Below are 17,613 nucleotides of genomic sequence, written 5' to 3'. Positions count from 1 at the left end.
TGGTGATATCGAGACGTGTTGCAACGCTGGAAACAGAATGGCCACGATCCACAACCTGTTTGACAGCTTCAATTTTAAACTCTTCAGGGTAACGCTTACTGCTCATGCGCACCTCTCTTTAAGCCATTTTAAATGACTCTGAGGTGTCTGTTAAACCCGTGGCGATTCAGCATGTAAAAAAACATGTCGCATTTCTCATTATTGCCTTGCTTTAATTTTACAAGCTGCAATGCCGAATTTGTATTAATGAAACGTTACACGCTCTTTAACCCAGCCGTAAATAAACTCTTCATTGGTTGCATGATGTTCGGCTAATTCAAGGTAGCGTGTACCTTGGGTGCAATTAAGAGATTTCAGGAGCACACACTCGCCTTCAATGCCTCGCTTCATCAAAAATATCCGCAGAGCAGTGAGCGTACGTGGTCCAATTTGACCATCTATATTCATGTCAGGATAAAGTTTTCCTTGCTGATTAAACACATTCAGCCATCTTTGTAACATTTTTGTCGCAACAGAGGGTCCCATGTTAATACCGGTATCGCATAGTTCCACGGCAATATCAGTGGAAAAGTTTGCAACCTCATCAAAACGAGGAGCCTTCCAGTAATCAGCTTCCAGAATAGCCATCGCCGTATTTTTGGGTAGTTTACGCATATCACCACTGTATCCATGAGCTCGCGCTACTTTTTCCGTAATTCCCCAGCGGGTTTCTCCGCCCTTATCATCAGGATGATTGTTATAATCACCTTCTTTCTTTAGTATTTCATTAAACATTTCGTCTTTAGTCATTATAGTTTCCTCACTTTAGATACAGGCATAGCCAAATTTCCGCGATATATAATCATTACAATACAAAATACAGAATTTAATAAAATTATAAACCAATTTGAATTTAAATACACACCATACAAATAACGCAAAGGGATCACTGCATAACTAAGTGCAAGAATATAGGCGACTCTGCGGTATACTTCACTAACTTGCCTGGAAACTATTAAAACAATAAAATTCATTGCGCAAATAAATGCATTTATAGAAGAGGATATATTATTTATATAGTAATAAAAATTAATAATACTTTCCATCTTACCTCCTGTGTGTCGGAAATGAAAAGAACCTTACAAAGGTTGCTATATCATGTTTATAAAGTGACGTAAGTAGTTTCACTGCCAGAACTGAAATTACTACTGCGCATAATGCATCAAGTGGTTTATCGGTATAGCTGATCATATGTGAGGTAACGGAAGCAAGAACACCTGCACCAAGGATTCCGCCTGCGAAGGATATAATAAAGTGTGATAATCGTCGCCATATAGATAGCTGCTCAGGCATAGTGACAACAAACAGAGCACCAATGAAAGCTCCGAAAATAATGCTAAAATCAGTATTTGTTAATAAACCATACACTTTCGTGCCTGTAATTAATAGAGTTATTCCTCCATCAGTTATTGAATCTGACATAATAAATTCCTCAATATTATAACTCAAACTAAAATAAAGTTATGGTATAAAAGTTTTTAGTACAATTAAGGAAGCCGCTTAGAGAGAAACGCGGCTCAGAATGAGTATTTACTCAGGTTTTGTAACATCAATATTTATTAGCATAGAAGCTATCGTGGTATTATTGTAACCATCCCGCATAATGGTGCCATTCACTTTTAGAGATCTTCCGGCATATGACCCTGGCCCAAAATCAGTGCAGTGCTAAATCAGAGATCTTCGTCTTTTTGCAGGCTCCGGATAAATTCAGCCGGAGTCATGTCATTTAATGATGAATGCGTTCTCTCATGATTATATTCCCTGCGACAGTTGTCGAGTTTGTCCTGCGCATCTTCCAGTGACAGGAACCAGTGAATGTTCAGGCATTCATCCCGCAGACTGCCGTTAAATGATTCAATAAACGGATTATCTGTCGGCTTTCCGGGGCGGGAGAAGTCTATTGTCACCCCGTTTTCATACGCCCATTTATCCAGACTCTTCGAGATAAACTCGCTGCCGTTATCTGTGTGAATACGCACCGGCTGACGTTTACTCATTACCCGTAATCCTTCCATCACACCGACCACATCCTCGCCCTTCAGCAACTTTCCGGCGTGGATCGCCAGACACTCACGACTAAAATTATCCACTACAGTTAACGCCCGGAAACGCCGTCCGTTAAACAGATTATCCGGCACAAAATCCATACTCCAGCACTGATCGACACCGCTCAGGATGGGACGCTGTTGACGATGTGCTGCACTGACATGCCTGCGGGGACGTTTCCTGCGCAGGTTCAGTCCTTCCAGACAATAAATCCGGTGGGTTTTCTTGTGGTTAACAGGCCAGCCTTCCCGGCGTAACTGGATATGAATACGCGGACAACCGTAGCGGATCCGGGTTTCCGCTATCTCCCTGATGCGCAGGGTTATCGCCCGATCGTCACGCCGGACGCTGATACGGTAAGCCTCCCGCAGGAAATGTACCGCCTGGCGCTTCTGAGCCGGCCTCAGAACTTTTGCTTCAGCACCTCCTGCAGCATCTCCTTGTCCAGACTCAGGTCAGCCACCAGTTTCTTCAGCCGCTGATTTTCATCCTCCAGCTGCCGCAGACGCCGCAGTTCGGTCACCCCCAGACCGGCAAATTTTTTCTTCCAGTTATAAAAAGTGGCTTCAGAAATGCCCATCTTTCAGCAGACTTCCCCGACGCGGGTGCCGGTTTCGGCCTGTTTCAGCGCAAACGCGATCTGTTCTTCGGCATAACGGGTCTTTTTCATGGCGGATATACCTCCCGGTAACGTGGAAAAAAGACCGGAGATTCCAGTTTAGCCTGACACTGTTTTCAGGGAGGAGATCATATGAAGACATTACTAGCATCGCGGTGTATTAATCAACTGGGAGCAGGTCACACACTGTGTATGTTATTTTGTTGATTGCAGCATTTTACCTACACGATAACATAAAAAACGAATGAATGAATTTAACTTATCCATCTAACTCATTTATGTATAAATATGGGATTTAACAATTTCTAAAAAGAAATTTTCTTTAATACAGAGTGTTGTTAACTGAAGTGGATATATGAAATTTATGGAAATACATAATAAATTATTTGCAAGATAAAGGTATCTATAGACAGGATTAATTGAATTCATAAAAGCGGACAAAATACAGTGTGTAACTTTCAGATCTTAGGAATAACCAGCGTAAAAAATGCTATATGAAGTGGATTCGATGTAACCTGCAACGACGCAAAGCATAAAGCAATCAAACCACTTTGTGGTGCAGGTTGCAACATAATTAATACTTATTTTTTTTAAAAGCACTTTTCATGGGCAAATAAAGAATAAATTCAGACATTTGTAACCACATAGTTACCCTTCTGCGACATGTTTCATAGCTCCAGTCGGCACGCTGTCTGAAAATTTTTTCTGCAATTTTCCTTTTACTCATTCCTGATCCATCATAGCGTTCATGTAGTAATTTGATCAGTGCAGGTGAATCTTTAAGTACAGAACTAACTACACGATCTATAAGTAAGGCTTCATTGTCTGAGCTATGTGCAAGATAGCTTTTATACTTGCTGTGGAGCATTTCCCTCAAGAACGCTTCCAGCTCCGACTTACTGATGCCCGATTCGTTTATTTTTTTGAGTGCCTCGTTAATCGCTGTTTTTGTTATCTTTTTCGTTGAAAGTAAGTAATTAAACATGTTTCCTATGCGACCTTCACCTATATAAGACCACCGCCCCCACATGCGGAGCTTACCCTGAACCCAGACGCTTTCCAGAGGGGTTAACCTGTATTTATATCTGATGTCATTAGTTTTAGTATGCGAAATCATACGCCAAATCCTTTTGATTTATTTTGTAATAAAATCACGGTGACACATCTTTTTAACCTGAATACCCCTGGGTTAAATTAATAATTACTGATGAGGACTTAATGCACAATTTTCCCATATTGACTGGATGTAATAAAAAATAATAGTCATATCGGTATTTATAAACTCAAATATTAACTATAATGTATTAACATTATGGCCAAGAAAGTTTTTTACAGGATAAATAATTTTCAAACGTTTTTTTATTTGAAAAGAACAAAAGGAATAAAGGGGAGCATTTCAATTTTATATAATGTATTCTTATAATATTTTGTTCTTTCTGAATGGGTGTGGATTGACTTAAATTATATCCACAGTTCAACTTGCAAGTAGTGATTGATTCAATATAATGATTTGCATTTGTATTCCTTAAATAAGTGGCTTTGATACCAGCATGCTGATTTATGTCTATGATACGTTCAAAAAAAAATATAAATTTTGAATTTATATAATTTAGTGTTTTTTTTATGGAATGTATTTTTCTATAAAGCATAAACTCTCCCGCTAAATTATATGTTTTATCTATGTATTGCAATTAAATAATTTTTAAATTTATTAAAACCAACGAGCAGGAAGTTTAGTTTTCAAAACTTTTTGTGTCAAATAATTTTAGTATGCACACTTATTTATTATGGGATAAAATCCGGACACTCATATAATTTATATGAATGTTTATATATCCTGTTGCATCCTAACACAAATGCCGACTATGCATGAGCAGTCTGGTATTTTTATTGGAGGGTAATCAGGATTGGTTGAAATAAGTCGAATTTCAGTTTTATTAATTTCAAGTCGACGTATTAATGGAGTGTTAGTTCCTTCTGGCAAAGCCATGACTACATTTCCATGTGTTGCCGTTTTGCATGGCTCAACAAATATTGTAGCTCCATTGGGTATGGATATTTTTCCGTTTGTATTAATCATACTATCATCTGTAATCACAACAGAAAAAGTTTGTTCTGGTATATCATTTTTCGGATGTTCAGGATCATTACTTAAGCTTTTTTTTATTATATCACTCCAGTTGTTTTTTTGCTTTAGTGGCAGTAATGGAAGTGCTGTAATGACTGATTTACTATAACTTAAGTTGCTTTTAGCAGTAATTTCGTCTCCGCTTAATAACCAGAACTCACTTACTTTCAGGATGTTTGCCAGAGAGATTATATAACGAAATGAAGGGGCGTTTTTGCCATTTATCCACTGACTTACCGTACCTTTAGTTGCTCCTGTCGCGGTGACCAAATCCTTTCCCTTTAGATTAAGGACGCTCATACGGTGAATTATTCTTTTAGATATTGATATTTTTTTCATTTAATTTTTATGTGCTTATGAATATTTTGATAATAGTTAGAAACCGATTTTGATATTTTTAATGTAAAGATACATTGATACTCAGATAATGAACCAGACCTTTTTTCTTATTTTTACCATTTTATCTGGTGCAATAAAATAAAATGTCAGGAGCAATGTATAATGTATTCTCCGGCGAATATAAAATGTATATAAATACATGTTTGTTATTATTTAGATTGCATATATTTCTCCATAAACATTACTTTACATCATCCCTGGTCGCAGCAATGGAAAGATAAAAATTTAAGAAAATTTCAGCCTTTGTTACGAATTATCGTCTGGCATCAAAATTGAAATACAGAAATTAATAATACAAAAATAAAAATCCATGTTCTCATAATGTTCTGTTGCCTGTAAGAAGTAAATAAAAAACATTCAAATCTTTTTTTCAAGAATGGTACTACATTCTGTCAGTAAAAGGAATAACATAACCAGCAACTGTTTGACGAGAGAGTTAGAATATACCCAAAAACAACATAGTAAAATATATTCCTAATAACAATATATTTATGAGCAACATACTATTTTGACTTGTTTTTGAGCTTAAAAACAGACAATAATCAGCTCGGGGTCAATTGTATATTATGTTGATAAATAAGACGATTCATTATTAATCTGGTCTGTGAAAGAGGTTTACACATGTTGTGTGTAGAAAATCAGATACTGAATCGTAACAGATAATCCAGATACTTCCGAATCGTTGATAATATTGATGTTTATAGCTTATATTTCGATGTAATCAAAATTATCTCTGCGGGATTCTGATCTTACTCACCAATAGTGGACACGCGACTAAGTGAGTAAACTCTCAGTCAGAGGTGATTACTCATGGCAAAACCAGCGTCAGCCAGCAAAACGCCCCGTAAACAGTACACACCCGAATTCCGCGATTGGACTGACCCCGCCCCGGTAGACGATCCTGCCCTATAGTTTGAGCACAGGAGGAGCGTATGGGCACACCACGATTTACACCTGAATTTAAGGAAGAAGCCGTCCGTCAGATAACGGAACGCGGTTATTCCGTCGCCGAAGTATCTGACCGTCTGGGCGTCTCTGCACACAGCCTCTACAAGTGGCTACGGGCTATCAAACCTGATAACAGCGAGCAGCATGCCCGGGATTTACTGGAAGCCAAAAGCGAGATCCTGAAACTCCGGGCGCATCTAAAACGCACCGAAGAAGAACGGGATATCCTGAAAAAGGCCGCGCGGTACTTTGCAGGGGAGCCCGACTGAAGTACCGCTTTATCAATGAACACCACTCTGTATATGGGGTGATGATGATGTGTCGGGTCCTGAACGTCGCCAGGGCCGGATTCTGTGCGTGGCAGCATGATCCTGTCCCGCGCGTGACCAGGATAACCAGCGTCTGCTGTCGCTCATTCGTGACTCGTATGCGCTGAGCGGCAGTGTATACGGTTATCGCCTGAACGAAATCGGGGAAACCTGCGGTAAAAATAGTGTGGCCGTATCATGCAGTAAAATCGGATAAAAGCGGTGCGCGGTTATAAAGCCCCCGTCGTATTGCTGGCAGACCATCCGTGATCGCGCCTAATCGTGTACAGCGAGCTTTTACCGTGGTGTGGGTAACCGATATTACCTGTATCCGCACCTGGCATGACTGGCTGTATCTGGCGGTGGTTATCGATCTCTTCGCCTGTAATGTGGCCGTCTGGCGACGTAATCCCCAAAAACAGGTGCTGGTTCATTCTGACCAGGGTAGTTAGTACACAAGCTATAAATGGCAGTCGTTCCTGCAATCGCATGGACTGAAGGGCAGTATGAGTCGTGGTGGTAACTGTCACGACGACGCAGTTGCAGGAATCTTTTTCCAGCTCCTGAAGCGTGAACGGATAAAGAAAAAGATCTACGGAACACGGGAAGAAGCCCGCAGCGAAATTTTTGATTACATCGAAATGTTTTATAAAAGTAAGCGTCGGCATTGTTCGATCGATCAGATGTCACCGGCAAAATATGAAAACCAGTATTATCAACGACTCAGAAGGGCCTGGCTTATCTGTGGCGATTCATAATACTTCTATTATTGATGATAATGGAGAGGTTTATCTGTCTGAGCTTGAGCCAAAAGGAAAACTTCAAGTACAGTGGGGGAACACTGAAAAATGTTATTCCGATTATAACTTAGGAACAGAAAATATAAAGACAGGTATCACTACGATAACGCTTATTTGTCGGTAACATATTTAGGAAATGTAAATGAAAAAGACACGTTTATTATTATTATTACCGCTAATGTATTGTTTTAATGCAGAGGCTATAGTTACATGTTTTCCTATAAATGGATTTCCTTTGAATTATACATTCACTGATTGGCCTGGTTCATTGGTTGTGAAGAATACCACTGCCGTGGGAACTGTTCTTCATCGGTCAACACTAAAGGTTGGATATGGGGTAGGGACTAGTCGTCCATTTATGAGTTGTTTTGGGCAAGGGAGATTTGGATATTTTGGACGTATTGGGAATGCGTTTCCAAATAATATAACAACCCCTGGCATAGTTCCTACTAATGTGAGGGGGATTGGGATAAGAGTTTATATTGATGGTTTGCAGTTTCCAAGTAATTTATTGGCCAGTACATATCCCTCCCCACCGGCTCAGGATCCAAATTTCTATGGTAATGAAACATTTACCGTTGAATTGATTAAGACAAGTGGCGATGTTGCTAATGGATACCTTAACAATGGAACATTATTTGAATGGGGAGCAGCTTATGATGGAACATATTTGACAATTGTTACAGGTAGAAGCTCGCAGAGTACACAGATTATAGGGAAAACTTGTGCGTTAGTTGGTAACGCAAACAAAGAAGTAGACTTTGGAACACTGAGTAATAGAACCCTGGCAAATATTTCAGGCCTGGTACCAGGAACTGAAAAGGAAGTATCTATTGGGATTAATTGTGACGCCGGGGTTAAGGTGTCTGTAACGTTTTCTAGCGCTTATAAAGATCCTGTTTTGCAATCATCAATCGTTAATCAAGGTTCTGCTAAAGGTGTCTTCATTTATTTCCATAATATAGGAATGCTTGGTCAAAAAAATCAGGTAATTTCTTCTACAATTAATGGGTATAATGAGATAAAACAGAACGTTGGGTTGTATCGCTCTGATCTTCATGGGAGTTATAGCCCAGGAACTATATCGGCAACGGCTACCTACACCATAAATTTTGAATAAACTTCACTGGTTAATAATGCTACATGCGTTATGTTCCTCGTAATGCAGAATATTACTGCCCAACTTTACTCTTTGAGTTTATATGATTTGTAAATATCGGCATATTTAAGAATTATTTATAGACTGAGACCTTTCTATGGTCAAAATTTGTGGCCCGTACATGTGGTATTTTTTTGCGACAAATAAGTAGCAAAACCAGTTAATATTTATATTTTTTATCACATTATTATATCCTGAAACTTACATTCCCTGCTCTAGTTTTCGACTTTACCCAGCGCATCTTCCTGTGACAAAAACCAGTGAATGTTCAGGCATTCGTCTCGCAGACTGCTGTTAAATGATTCAATAAATGGGTTATCTTTTGGTTTTCCGTGGCGGGAGAAGTCGATCGTAACTCCGTGCTCATCTGCCCATTTATCCGGGCTTTTCGGGATAAGCTCGCTGCCGTTATCCGTCTGAATGCGCACCGGCAGACGGTTATCCAGCACCCGGAGCGCTTCCATTACCCCGACCACATTTTCACCTTTCAGTGATTTCCCCGCATGGATCGCCGTCATTCCCGGCTAAAATTATCTATGACAGTCAGTGCCCGGAACCGACGTCCGTTAAACTGATTATCCGACACAAAATCTATACTCCAGCACTGATCACTATATGTCAGTGCTGGACGTAACTGGCGATGTGCCTCCCGGTAACGTGGAAAAAAAGACCGGAGATTCCAGTTTAGCCTGACACTGTTTTCAGGGAGGAGATCACTAAAGAAAGAAGCTTTAATTCAGCGCCGTAAAGATTTTGATGTGAAAGCTGGGCGCTACATTGATTTTTATCCATATTCACGAATGATGAGAAATATATGAAATCCCCATTCAGATCTGATGATGACGATTACCTTGTGTATACAAGGTTGCATGCAACGGTATCCCTCATGCCCTAATCATATTATGAGCCAACTGGCTTTTGATATTTACTGAGGCAGTATCTCAATCCTGCATAATGAGAACCGCAACTTGCGATGAAAAACCCCTGTTTGGGCGGTGGCTGAAAAAACAGTGAGTCAGTTTCAGGCTAATACAATGATGAGCTACGATGTGAGAAGGCTGCAATCGAGTGGATAAACAAAAGTCCTCATTCTGGAAATTCTGGCTACGGTAATAATAAATACTGGACAAAATGGCTGTTTTGTCCTGGTGGTGCGGGGAAGTAAACCAGAATCGTAAACAAAGCCGCTGTAACGACTTTTCATCAGTGTAACGATTTCGCATGCGAAATCGTTACCTATCTATATTGATATGTTATACTATTTTAGTATACTACGCTTGTTGCATAAAATCTCTGCAACAGACGTTGGGACAGATAGCTGTTCTGACTTTCGGCGCAACGCCAGACTCAAAGGAGTACATATGCAACATCAAGCTGACTTACTGTCATCTTATTATACATTCACCACTATGCAGTGCCGACCTTTCTCAAACATTTCGCATGCGAAATTTCAAGGATAAACACATGAAACTAAAAATCGGACATAAAGGAAAGTTTATCGTTGTGTGTAGTCAGAAAGGGGGCATTGTGAAGTCGCAGTCTTCGGCAGAGATTGCATTTGGGCTTCGGCGAGCAGGCTACAGTACACTCGAACTGGATATGGATTGGACCACCGGATTAACGGAAAGAGCTTTCCCTGAAGGGCTGCCGTTAGCAATTGAGCGTGAGCCTATGAGCAATACCTTCACGCCAGGTGAAGCGAATGTCTATCAATTATTTTTCCCTGAAACAAAGATAAACCCCGTGGAACTACCTGGTAAACGCTTCATCATTGGCGCAACAAGCGAGCTCAACGAAATCAACTATCGCAATTCTGACTGTATGTTTGATTTCCGTGATCGAATTAACCAGCTTAAAGAGCTGTTTGACTTTATTATTGCTGATTCAGCACCATCATACTCTAACGTCATGGTCGGAGCACACATGGCTGCGGATTATCTACTGATACCGACGCTGCTAGAAAAGCAGTCCCGTAACGCTGTCGGTAAACAACTTGCTTACATGCAGAAAATCAAGCGCAACTACAATCCTGGCCTTCAATTTATGGGTACATACGTTACTCAGACACAAGTAAAAAATTATAAGAAGCCCCTTAAAGAAGGTTATCTGGGGCCAATCGATACGCTTAATTTCAACCTGCTTATCGAGATCCTTCAGGAAAAAGGATATTCAGAAGAATTCATCCTCGCCTATATCTCTTATGTTCCGGCGGCTGCAAAGGAAGCTATCGAACTTGGACTTTCATTTTATGAGTACGACCCATCTTGCCTTCCTGCAATCCAGTATAACGACATGACCCAAAAAATTATTCAGATTGCGGGAGGACAGTGATGGCCAGGAAACCCTTTATGAAGCGACTTGAGGCACAGCAGGAAAAACGAAAAGCAGCTCCGGTTATTTCTGATATCGAGCAGGTCATTGTTAACAAGCACCCAGATCTCCAGCAACGCGATATTAATGCTCATCGCATTATGGCCGACATTGCACGCCCGGACATTGAACCCGAGGGGCAGATTATTCGTGTCGATATAGATTTGGTTTACGCAGAAGAACAGGTTCGTCCGGAAGAAGATTTCGATGAAGAAGTTATTGATGGTATGTCTGACACTTATGACTCACTGGGTATGTTGACTCCCCCCCGCTGTTTCCCCAGAGATAGACGCGGCTACAGGATTTGGATGGGTGAAACACGAGTCAGAACAGCGAAAAAGCGCGGTGATAAACAAATTGATATTTACGTTGGGAAACCGCCGAAAGACGATAAGGATCGCATCATTGGTCAGCTCATTGAAAACCTACAGCAGTCCGGACTTAAGCCCCTGGCTACCGCGAAGGCGTTCAGAGAACTCAAGCAAACTCATGGCATGACTGGTGAGCAAATTGCTAAAACGATGGGGAAACCTACTTCATTTGTTAGTAAGCATCTCCGTCTCATTAATGCACCTGAAAATATTACAGCTCTTTTGCGTGACAAGGTCACCTCGGATGTCGATCTTGCCTACACGCTGATCCAGGTTTGTGAAAAGGCCCCTGAGGAAGCTGAGAAGCTTATTGCAATAGCCCGCGATACTGGTATTAGCCGTGCGCAGGTTAAAAATGTTTTGGACACTATCAAGCAAAAAGAGAGTGACAATATTTCGCATGCGAAATCTCAGCTGAAAAGTTCTGCTTCTAAACCCAAAGCTCGTAAGCCAGCTACTGCAGATGCCTGGTACGTTGTTGTAGAATTCGAAGATCAGGAAGGTTTTATTCTTACTAATAAGGCACCTGAAAAGGACGGTAGTATCTGGATTAAAGTTGATATTGGTGAGATGTGTGTTGAACCCGCCCTACTTCGTATCAAAGGGTTAAAATCGGCACAATGAAAACAACACCGTTCACCGAGATGGCCATATTATTTCGTGGCCATATCGTAAAACAGTTATCACTGGCACAGCCTGGTTCTCCATCTCAGGTAGCAGCTTCTCTGACGGAAGCTGCCGTTCGATTTGGTTATGTGACCCGTTTCCGACCGATTCCCGGTGCATCGCTTGGCGAATGGGCGCTTAAACCCGAAAAAACTCCTCTTTGGGCCGCGCAAACGGCTCTTAGATTGATGTTGGAGTCAGATTGGACGCCGAATTCATCTATGGAATGGTGTGGTATGGCTGCACTGTTCTTTAAAGCCAACAAGCAGTGCTCCTTGAACGAACTTCTGACAAAATTACCGACTTCAATTGACCGACTTACTGCCGCCGGATGGTTAGCTGCTGCTTTCGAGGAAGAGGCGCATTATCGTTCCAGCAGGAGAAATAAATGAACTTTCAGGAGCTCAATACAATAATCGTAAATTCTGGTCGGCGATCAATTGGCTCTGCGTTAATCGCATGCCTGCTTGATGCTTTTGATTCAGGTGCTGAGGGGCTTGATCTTGATGCTTTTCAGAAGACGACCGGTTTTGTTCGTAACAATGTAACCAGTGTTGCTGGCTACTTAAAGAAGCATGGGCTTATCAGCATACTCTATTACAGAGAGGATATAGAAGACAGGGTATACGTTTCCGAAAACAATTATGGGCGCTGGGCAAAGCAACACTATCAGCTCACGCCTGTTATCAAAGCGCTATACCGACGCTATTAATCTTATGGATTTCGCATGCGAAATTTTTCGACGACAAATCATCTTATCGTTGTGTGAGATAGATTGCTCCAGCGCGTTGTATAAGCCAGTGACAATATTTCATGTTTCATCTGCCACTCAGATGCGATCCAGTTCGATGCAGCGGGGCTATGCCACGAATATCCGTAAGCGTACAGCGAGAACCGTATTGACCGGATGACCCGGAGATTATTCCTCGGGCAGAGTGACGCGTCACGGCAGTAACTCACCAACGCGGTTGACCGGCCAGTCGGCTATCACCGACAGCATATGGCGAAGATAACATTCAGGATCGATGCCGTTTAACCGGCAGCTCCTGATTAACCCGTACAGCTGCGCGCCACGATCGCCGCCGTGGTCTGACCCGAAGAACAGGTAATTTTTCCGCCCCAGACTCACCGTTCGTAGCGCGTTTTCCGCGATATTGTTGTCAGCCTCCGCCCGCGTAGTATTTCAGCGCGTCCCACTGATTGAGCGCGTAAGCGAACGCCTTCGACAGTTCCGAGTGTCGTGACAGCGTTTTCTGCTTCTCCCGCAGCCAGCCTTCCAGCGCGGTCAGCAGCGGCACCGTTTTTTTCTGCCGCACAGCCAGACGTTCCGATGCGCTTTAGCCCCGGATACCGGCTTCAACAGCGTACAGTTCCCCGATACGGTGCAGCGCTTCAGTCGTGGTGTCAGACGGCGTCCGAACGTGAACGTCGTGGATTTTACGCCGCGCATGCGCCCAGCACGCCGCTTCCTTTATATGACCTTCGCGGTACAGCTCGTTGAACCCGGCGTACGCGTCCGCCTGCTGCACCCCGCTGAACCCCGCAAGATGCGACTGCGGGTGCATCCCTTTGCGGTCCGGCGAGTACACGAACCACACCGTCGGCGCCATCGCCGAGCCCGCGTTGTGGTCATCACGCACATAGGTCCACAGCCGGCCCGTTTTCGTTTTGCCATTGCCCGGCTGCAGCACCGGTACGGGGGTATCATCGGCGTGCAGCTTACCGTCCGTCAGCACCCGCGCCAGCAGACCCGGCCCGGCGATGCCACGCTCGACAGGACGCGACGGTGCGGGTGCCTGCGCGATGCAGTCGCACTTTCTGCAGGCGTGCTTTTCCCGCACGGTGCGGATAACGCGAAACGCGCTTCGCATCAGCTTCAGCTGCTCTGCAACGTCTTCGCCCAGGTACGACAGCGTGCCGCCGCAGTCCGGGCTGCAGGATCCTGGCGGAGTGAGACGTTTTTCATCGCGCGGCAGGGATTCAGGGAACGGTTTGCGCGTGCGGGTCTGCCACAGCGGTCGTGACACTGGCGGGTCGTCCACGCGACCGGTGCGCTCGGCGTTGTCTTTCTGCATAGCGGTGAGCAGGGCTTCTATCTGTGCGATGCGCTTCGCCACCTTTTCAGAGCGGCTGCCGAAGTTCATGCGGCGCAGCTTATCCAGCTGCGCCTGCAGGTAGTCAACTTCGCGCTCGCGCTCAGCCAGGCGCTGTTTAAGAAGGGCGATGTCGTCGGGAAGAGATTCGTTCATGGCGGGCATGCTACCAGGTTGCCCGCGAGGTGACCAGGATTACAGCAACGTGAGGGGCGACAGCAGGCGTTTTGGCTGCCGCCAGTCGATGCCTTCCAGCAACATGGCCAGTTGAGCGGGTATGAGGAACACCTGGCCGTCGCGGGCCGACGGCCAGGTGAAGCGGCCACGCTCCAGCCTTTTGGTCAGCAGGCACAGACCGTCACCGGTGGACCAGAGCAGTTTGACCTGGCTCCCGCTGCGCCTACGGAAGATAAAGACGTGACCGGACATCGGGTCATCTCTGAGGGCGGTCTGGATCTTTGCGCCCAGGCCGTTAAAGCCGTTGCGCATGTCGGTGATGCCCGCAACCAGCCAGATTTTTGTGCCGGATAGCAGGTTTATCACGGACGTCCTCCGCGCATGATGGCCGACAGCATCGCGCTGAGCTGCTCCGGAGTGGGGTTATGGAGCGATATTTCCCCGCCCGGGAGCCGGATAATGCAGTCTGCGGTGGCGTCAGGCAGAGGTACCTGAGCGGGTAAAGGATGCACTATCTGAACCGGTACCAGCGCGGGCAATGCTGGCATTTTTGTTTTACGCCCCCGGGGCTTAGCGACGCGGCTCTCATTTTTCCAGAGGCGCATCCATTTAAAGAGGAGGTTGTCGTTAACATTATGCTGTCGTGCCAGGGCGGCAACGCTGCCGTTTTCCTCAAGGGTTTTAAGCGCCATGTGAACCAGCCGGAGCTTAAATTCGGGCGTATAGCGCTGGCGTGTCAGAGATGTAGAGTCAGTCATCAGGTGTCCACCTAACCGGAATAAGTGGACGCTTAAATTACAGGGAGAGGAGAAATTAACCAGACGGTGCTGGCTGCACGCTTACGAATATCCAGAAACATCTCGCCGATGCTGTACTGCTCCACGTGTTACGTCAGTTCTTACAGGTAAGACACCAACCATGTTCGACATGGACGCATAGAGCTCGTAATAGCCCGATAACATGATGACCAACTCCGGAAATTGTGCCGCCTTCCGCTGAAACCTGGGGAAACCCATTTTAATGTCCAGCCGTTTCGCTTCGGCACTGTGCACGATTACACAACCATCAGTTGTTACTGAGAACCACAAAGGGCTTGTTACACAGGTCTGGACGAAACATATCCTCACAGCTTGCATGGAACGAATTCACGTCAGCGAGCATAAACATCCGATTGCATTCCGCGTCTTATATATGAATGTCATCAGCACGCCGAATATCTGCTAAAGCGCGGTGGCAGCCGGATTTATAGGCAGCAGGGTAATACGGGGCTTAAACTGCAGGCGTTTAACTGTGAATTCGCCATCTGTGTCCACGATGACAATATCCACCTGCATGGATGAGAAATCTCTCTATGCCCACATTATTAACCTGACCGCTCCATGGCAGGTTAAATCTCTTATCCTCGATGAAAATGCCGGTTCCGTTACTGTTACTGCCGGAATCGCTGAAAATATCCAGCTAACCTGTCCGACCTGCGGAAAACCCTGCTTTGTTCACGATCACCGACATCATAAATGGCGCCACCTCGATACCTGCCAGTTCATGACATTAGTCGAAGCCAATGTTCCCGACGTTATGTGCCCGGAGTATGGTTGCCAGACTCTGCCTGTACCGTGGGCTGGCCCCGGCAGTCGGTACACGCTCCTGCCCGAATCGTTCGTGCTCTCATGGCTAAAAATCAGCACCGTTGATGCCGTCAGGAAACAACTTAAGCTTAGCTGGAATGCCGTTGACGGCATTATGACCCGTGCGGTTAAGCGTGGTCTGTCCCGGATAAAAAAGCCTTTATCAGTGCGTCATATGAATGTAGGCGGAGTCGCCTTTAAAAAAGGGCATCGGTATATAACCGTGATATCTGATCGCGACGGACGGGCGCTGGCATTAACCGACGATCACGGCACAGAGAGTCTTGCTGGTTATCTTCGCACGCTCACTGACGCTCAGCTGTTGGCTGTCAAAACACTCCCGATGGACATGAATGCAGGCTATATAAGAGCAGCGTGCATTCACTTACCCAATGGGGCAGAGAAAATCGCCTTCGATCGCTTCCATGTGGCTAAACAACCGGGCGAGGTGGTGGATAAAACCCGCCAGAATGAACATCCGCACCTGCCTGTTAAAAGCCGGCGCCAGGCAAAAGGAACACGCTTCCTGTGGCAGTACAGCGAGAAGTGGATGACAGAATCCAGACAGGAGAAGTTGGTATGGCTGCGCGCACAGATGAAGCTGACGAGCCAGTGCTGGACGCTGAAAGAGCTGGCAAAGGACATCTGGAACAGCCTCTGGAGCGAGAAAAGACGGAATGACTGGCAGAGATGGCTGGCACTGGCGGCTAACAGTGATGTTCCCATGATGAAGAACGCAGCAAAAACGACAGGTAAAAGGCTGTACGGCATCCAGAATGTCATGCGGCATGGAGTCTCAAACGGAAATGTGGAGGCGCTGAACAGCAAAATCAGACTGCTGAGAATAAAAGCCAGAGGATACCGCAACCGGGAGCGCTTTAAGCTGGGAGTAATGTACCACTACGGGAAGCTGAATATGGCGTTCTGAATCTTCCCACCATGATCGGGGAAGACCCTTTTATATACAGTGGTATTTAAAGTATTCCCCGTCCTGCAAGGCAGATTTTATCTGCTTCAGCAAGGTCGTTGTTCTGCCTGATAACATAGGCTAAGGGTTATCCACAGAATCGGTGCATAACCCTGTGAGTGGATGTCTGGTATATCTGTGTCAGTGGTTCAATGTGCTCGCGGCTCTTGCCAACAGCCGGCTTACGGGGTGCCATAGAAATCTCTGGCGAAAAAACTGTCCTCACGGGCGATTTCTTCTGTCTCTTTACCGGTTGTGTTTATTGACACTTCTGCATATGAAACAAAAAAACTCCAGTTCGGTCATTTTGTTCTGGAGCTCGTCGAAAAAAAAAATACACCTGCTCATCACCGATGTTGTTCGCGCAGAAATAGAATCACATCTGAATAAATACGCAGGACGGCGGTTAAGGAATAGAAAAATTTCCGTAAAAATGGGAGCTTTTTATACGTAGCCGACGAGGTTACGGGAGGTGGCCTTTTCCCGGAGCTCACCTCAGAAGCGGTACTCAGTGTGAGGCGAAAAAGTCAGAGTTTCCGGATGCGTTTTACCTTGCCGCAGTGGATGCTGTGGCGAGAGCTCGTCACCATAAGGTTGATCCTACCCGCCAATAGTGGACACGGGACTAAGTGAGTAAACTCTCAGCCAGAGGTAGCTCATGACCAAATCAGCCACAACCAGCAACAAGCCCCGCAAGCAGCACACGCCCGAATTTCGTCAGGAAGCCCTGAAACTTGCCGAACGCATTGGGGTAGCCGCCGCTGCCCGTGAAAAAAGCAACAGCAGGCCCTGTCCGGCTCTGAGCGGGAGCAGCAGCAATCGGTTGAAATTGCCCGCCTTAAGCGACAACTGGCGGAACAGGCAGAGGAACTGGCCATTCTCCAGAAGGCCGCGACAT

17 protein-coding genes and 5 pseudogenes are annotated in these 17,613 nt (G+C 44.9%); 9 read left to right on the top strand and 13 right to left on the bottom strand.

Annotated elements, in window-relative coordinates; all coding sequences use genetic code 11:
• The 7 genes and pseudogenes from ACTU3N_RS00110 to ACTU3N_RS00080 form a co-directional block, all read right to left on the bottom strand.
• The coding region (locus tag ACTU3N_RS00110) for a transposase (RefSeq protein WP_443084128.1) at positions 1 to 106 on the bottom strand (106 nt) is incomplete at its 3' end.
• A gap of 137 nt (positions 107 to 243) precedes the next feature.
• A complete protein-coding gene (locus ACTU3N_RS00105; protein WP_443084127.1) occupies positions 244 to 789 on the bottom strand; it encodes a glycoside hydrolase family 108 protein in 546 nt (181 codons plus the stop codon).
• Positions 789 to 1,085, bottom strand: a complete 297-nt coding sequence (locus ACTU3N_RS00100; RefSeq protein WP_443084126.1) for a phage holin family protein — start codon at positions 1,083 to 1,085, stop codon at positions 789 to 791. The genes ACTU3N_RS00105 and ACTU3N_RS00100 overlap by 1 nt, the downstream gene beginning before the upstream one ends.
• Before the next feature lies 1 nt (position 1,086).
• Positions 1,087 to 1,461, bottom strand: a complete 375-nt coding sequence (locus ACTU3N_RS00095) for a putative holin (RefSeq protein ID WP_443084125.1) — start codon at positions 1,459 to 1,461, stop codon at positions 1,087 to 1,089.
• Between the two features lie 248 nt (positions 1,462 to 1,709).
• Positions 1,710 to 2,755: pseudogene (locus ACTU3N_RS00090) on the bottom strand (IS3 family transposase).
• A gap of 523 nt (positions 2,756 to 3,278) precedes the next feature.
• Complete coding sequence (locus ACTU3N_RS00085; RefSeq protein WP_443084124.1) at positions 3,279 to 3,821, bottom strand: DUF1133 family protein; 543 nt, start codon at positions 3,819 to 3,821, stop codon at positions 3,279 to 3,281.
• A gap of 711 nt (positions 3,822 to 4,532) precedes the next feature.
• Complete coding sequence (locus ACTU3N_RS00080) at positions 4,533 to 5,171, bottom strand: S24 family peptidase (protein WP_443084123.1); 639 nt, start codon at positions 5,169 to 5,171, stop codon at positions 4,533 to 4,535.
• A 992-nt stretch (positions 5,172 to 6,163) separates the two neighbouring features.
• On the opposite strand from ACTU3N_RS00080, the pseudogene ACTU3N_RS00075 reads away from it, so the two are divergent.
• The 3 genes and pseudogenes from ACTU3N_RS00075 (at position 6,164) to ACTU3N_RS00065 (ending at position 8,407) form a co-directional block, all read left to right on the top strand.
• Positions 6,164 to 7,245 (top strand): annotated as a pseudogene (locus ACTU3N_RS00075) (IS3 family transposase).
• The gene (locus ACTU3N_RS00070; protein ID WP_443084122.1) at positions 7,187 to 7,411 is read left to right on the top strand and encodes a FimD/PapC C-terminal domain-containing protein; all 225 of its coding nucleotides are present in this window, start codon (positions 7,187 to 7,189) and stop codon (positions 7,409 to 7,411) included. The pseudogene ACTU3N_RS00075 and the gene ACTU3N_RS00070 overlap by 59 nt, the downstream one beginning before the upstream one ends.
• 18 nt (positions 7,412 to 7,429) lie before the next feature.
• A complete protein-coding gene (locus ACTU3N_RS00065) occupies positions 7,430 to 8,407 on the top strand; it encodes a fimbrial protein (protein ID WP_443084121.1) in 978 nt (325 codons plus the stop codon).
• Positions 8,408 to 8,667: 260 nt separating this feature from the next.
• Here the strand turns inward: ACTU3N_RS00065 and ACTU3N_RS00060 are convergent.
• Positions 8,668 to 9,125, bottom strand: a pseudogene (locus ACTU3N_RS00060) (DDE-type integrase/transposase/recombinase); the annotation flags it as partial.
• A 785-nt stretch (positions 9,126 to 9,910) separates the two neighbouring features.
• On the opposite strand from ACTU3N_RS00060, the gene ACTU3N_RS00055 reads away from it, so the two are divergent.
• From ACTU3N_RS00055 to ACTU3N_RS00040, 4 genes are read left to right on the top strand one after another with little or no spacing between them, the layout of a single operon-like run.
• The gene (locus ACTU3N_RS00055) at positions 9,911 to 10,777 is read left to right on the top strand and encodes a ParA family protein (protein ID WP_443084120.1); all 867 of its coding nucleotides are present in this window, start codon (positions 9,911 to 9,913) and stop codon (positions 10,775 to 10,777) included.
• Between the two features lie 17 nt (positions 10,778 to 10,794).
• A complete protein-coding gene (locus tag ACTU3N_RS00050; RefSeq protein ID WP_443084119.1) occupies positions 10,795 to 11,811 on the top strand; it encodes a ParB/RepB/Spo0J family partition protein in 1,017 nt (338 codons plus the stop codon).
• Positions 11,808 to 12,245, top strand: a complete 438-nt coding sequence (locus tag ACTU3N_RS00045) for a hypothetical protein (RefSeq protein ID WP_443084118.1) — start codon at positions 11,808 to 11,810, stop codon at positions 12,243 to 12,245. The genes ACTU3N_RS00050 and ACTU3N_RS00045 overlap by 4 nt, the downstream gene beginning before the upstream one ends.
• Positions 12,242 to 12,565, top strand: a complete 324-nt coding sequence (locus tag ACTU3N_RS00040; protein ID WP_443084117.1) for a hypothetical protein — start codon at positions 12,242 to 12,244, stop codon at positions 12,563 to 12,565. The genes ACTU3N_RS00045 and ACTU3N_RS00040 overlap by 4 nt, the downstream gene beginning before the upstream one ends.
• A 38-nt stretch (positions 12,566 to 12,603) precedes the next feature.
• Here ACTU3N_RS00040 and ACTU3N_RS00035 read toward each other — a convergent pair whose 3' ends face one another.
• The 5 genes and pseudogenes from ACTU3N_RS00035 to ACTU3N_RS00015 all read right to left on the bottom strand — a co-directional run bounded on the left by ACTU3N_RS00035 (position 12,604) and on the right by ACTU3N_RS00015 (position 15,457).
• Positions 12,604 to 12,813 carry a DUF4113 domain-containing protein gene (locus ACTU3N_RS00035; RefSeq protein WP_443084116.1) on the bottom strand — a complete coding sequence of 70 codons (210 nt, stop codon included), beginning with the start codon at positions 12,811 to 12,813 and terminating at the stop codon, positions 12,604 to 12,606.
• Positions 12,797 to 14,102, bottom strand: a pseudogene (tnpC, locus tag ACTU3N_RS00030) (IS66 family transposase). Before tnpC ends, ACTU3N_RS00035 begins: the two are co-directional and overlap by 17 nt.
• A gap of 39 nt (positions 14,103 to 14,141) precedes the next feature.
• Positions 14,142 to 14,489 (bottom strand): IS66 family insertion sequence element accessory protein TnpB, encoded by a 348-nt coding sequence (gene tnpB, locus ACTU3N_RS00025; RefSeq protein ID WP_443084115.1) that lies wholly within the window; start codon positions 14,487 to 14,489, stop codon positions 14,142 to 14,144.
• Positions 14,486 to 14,881 carry a transposase gene (locus ACTU3N_RS00020; protein ID WP_443084114.1) on the bottom strand — a complete coding sequence of 132 codons (396 nt, stop codon included), beginning with the start codon at positions 14,879 to 14,881 and terminating at the stop codon, positions 14,486 to 14,488. Before ACTU3N_RS00020 ends, tnpB begins: the two co-directional genes overlap by 4 nt.
• A 462-nt stretch (positions 14,882 to 15,343) precedes the next feature.
• Entirely contained in the window at positions 15,344 to 15,457 is a 114-nt protein-coding gene (locus ACTU3N_RS00015) for a S24 family peptidase (protein ID WP_443084113.1), read from the bottom strand.
• Between ACTU3N_RS00015 and ACTU3N_RS00010 the strand changes: the two genes are divergently transcribed.
• Positions 15,456 to 16,676 carry an ISL3 family transposase gene (locus tag ACTU3N_RS00010; protein WP_443084112.1) on the top strand — a complete coding sequence of 407 codons (1,221 nt, stop codon included), beginning with the start codon at positions 15,456 to 15,458 and terminating at the stop codon, positions 16,674 to 16,676. The genes ACTU3N_RS00015 and ACTU3N_RS00010 overlap by 2 nt on opposite strands.
• A 697-nt stretch (positions 16,677 to 17,373) precedes the next feature.
• A pseudogene (locus tag ACTU3N_RS00005) lies at positions 17,374 to 17,613 on the top strand (IS3 family transposase); the annotation flags it as partial.

The sequence above is a fragment of the Vagococcus sp. WN89Y genome (assembly GCF_052220145.1).
Classification (GTDB): Bacteria; Pseudomonadota; Gammaproteobacteria; order Enterobacterales; family Enterobacteriaceae; genus Kosakonia.
The sequence above is the reverse complement of the archived record's forward strand: the minus strand, read 5'-3'. Positions and strand labels throughout refer to the sequence as shown.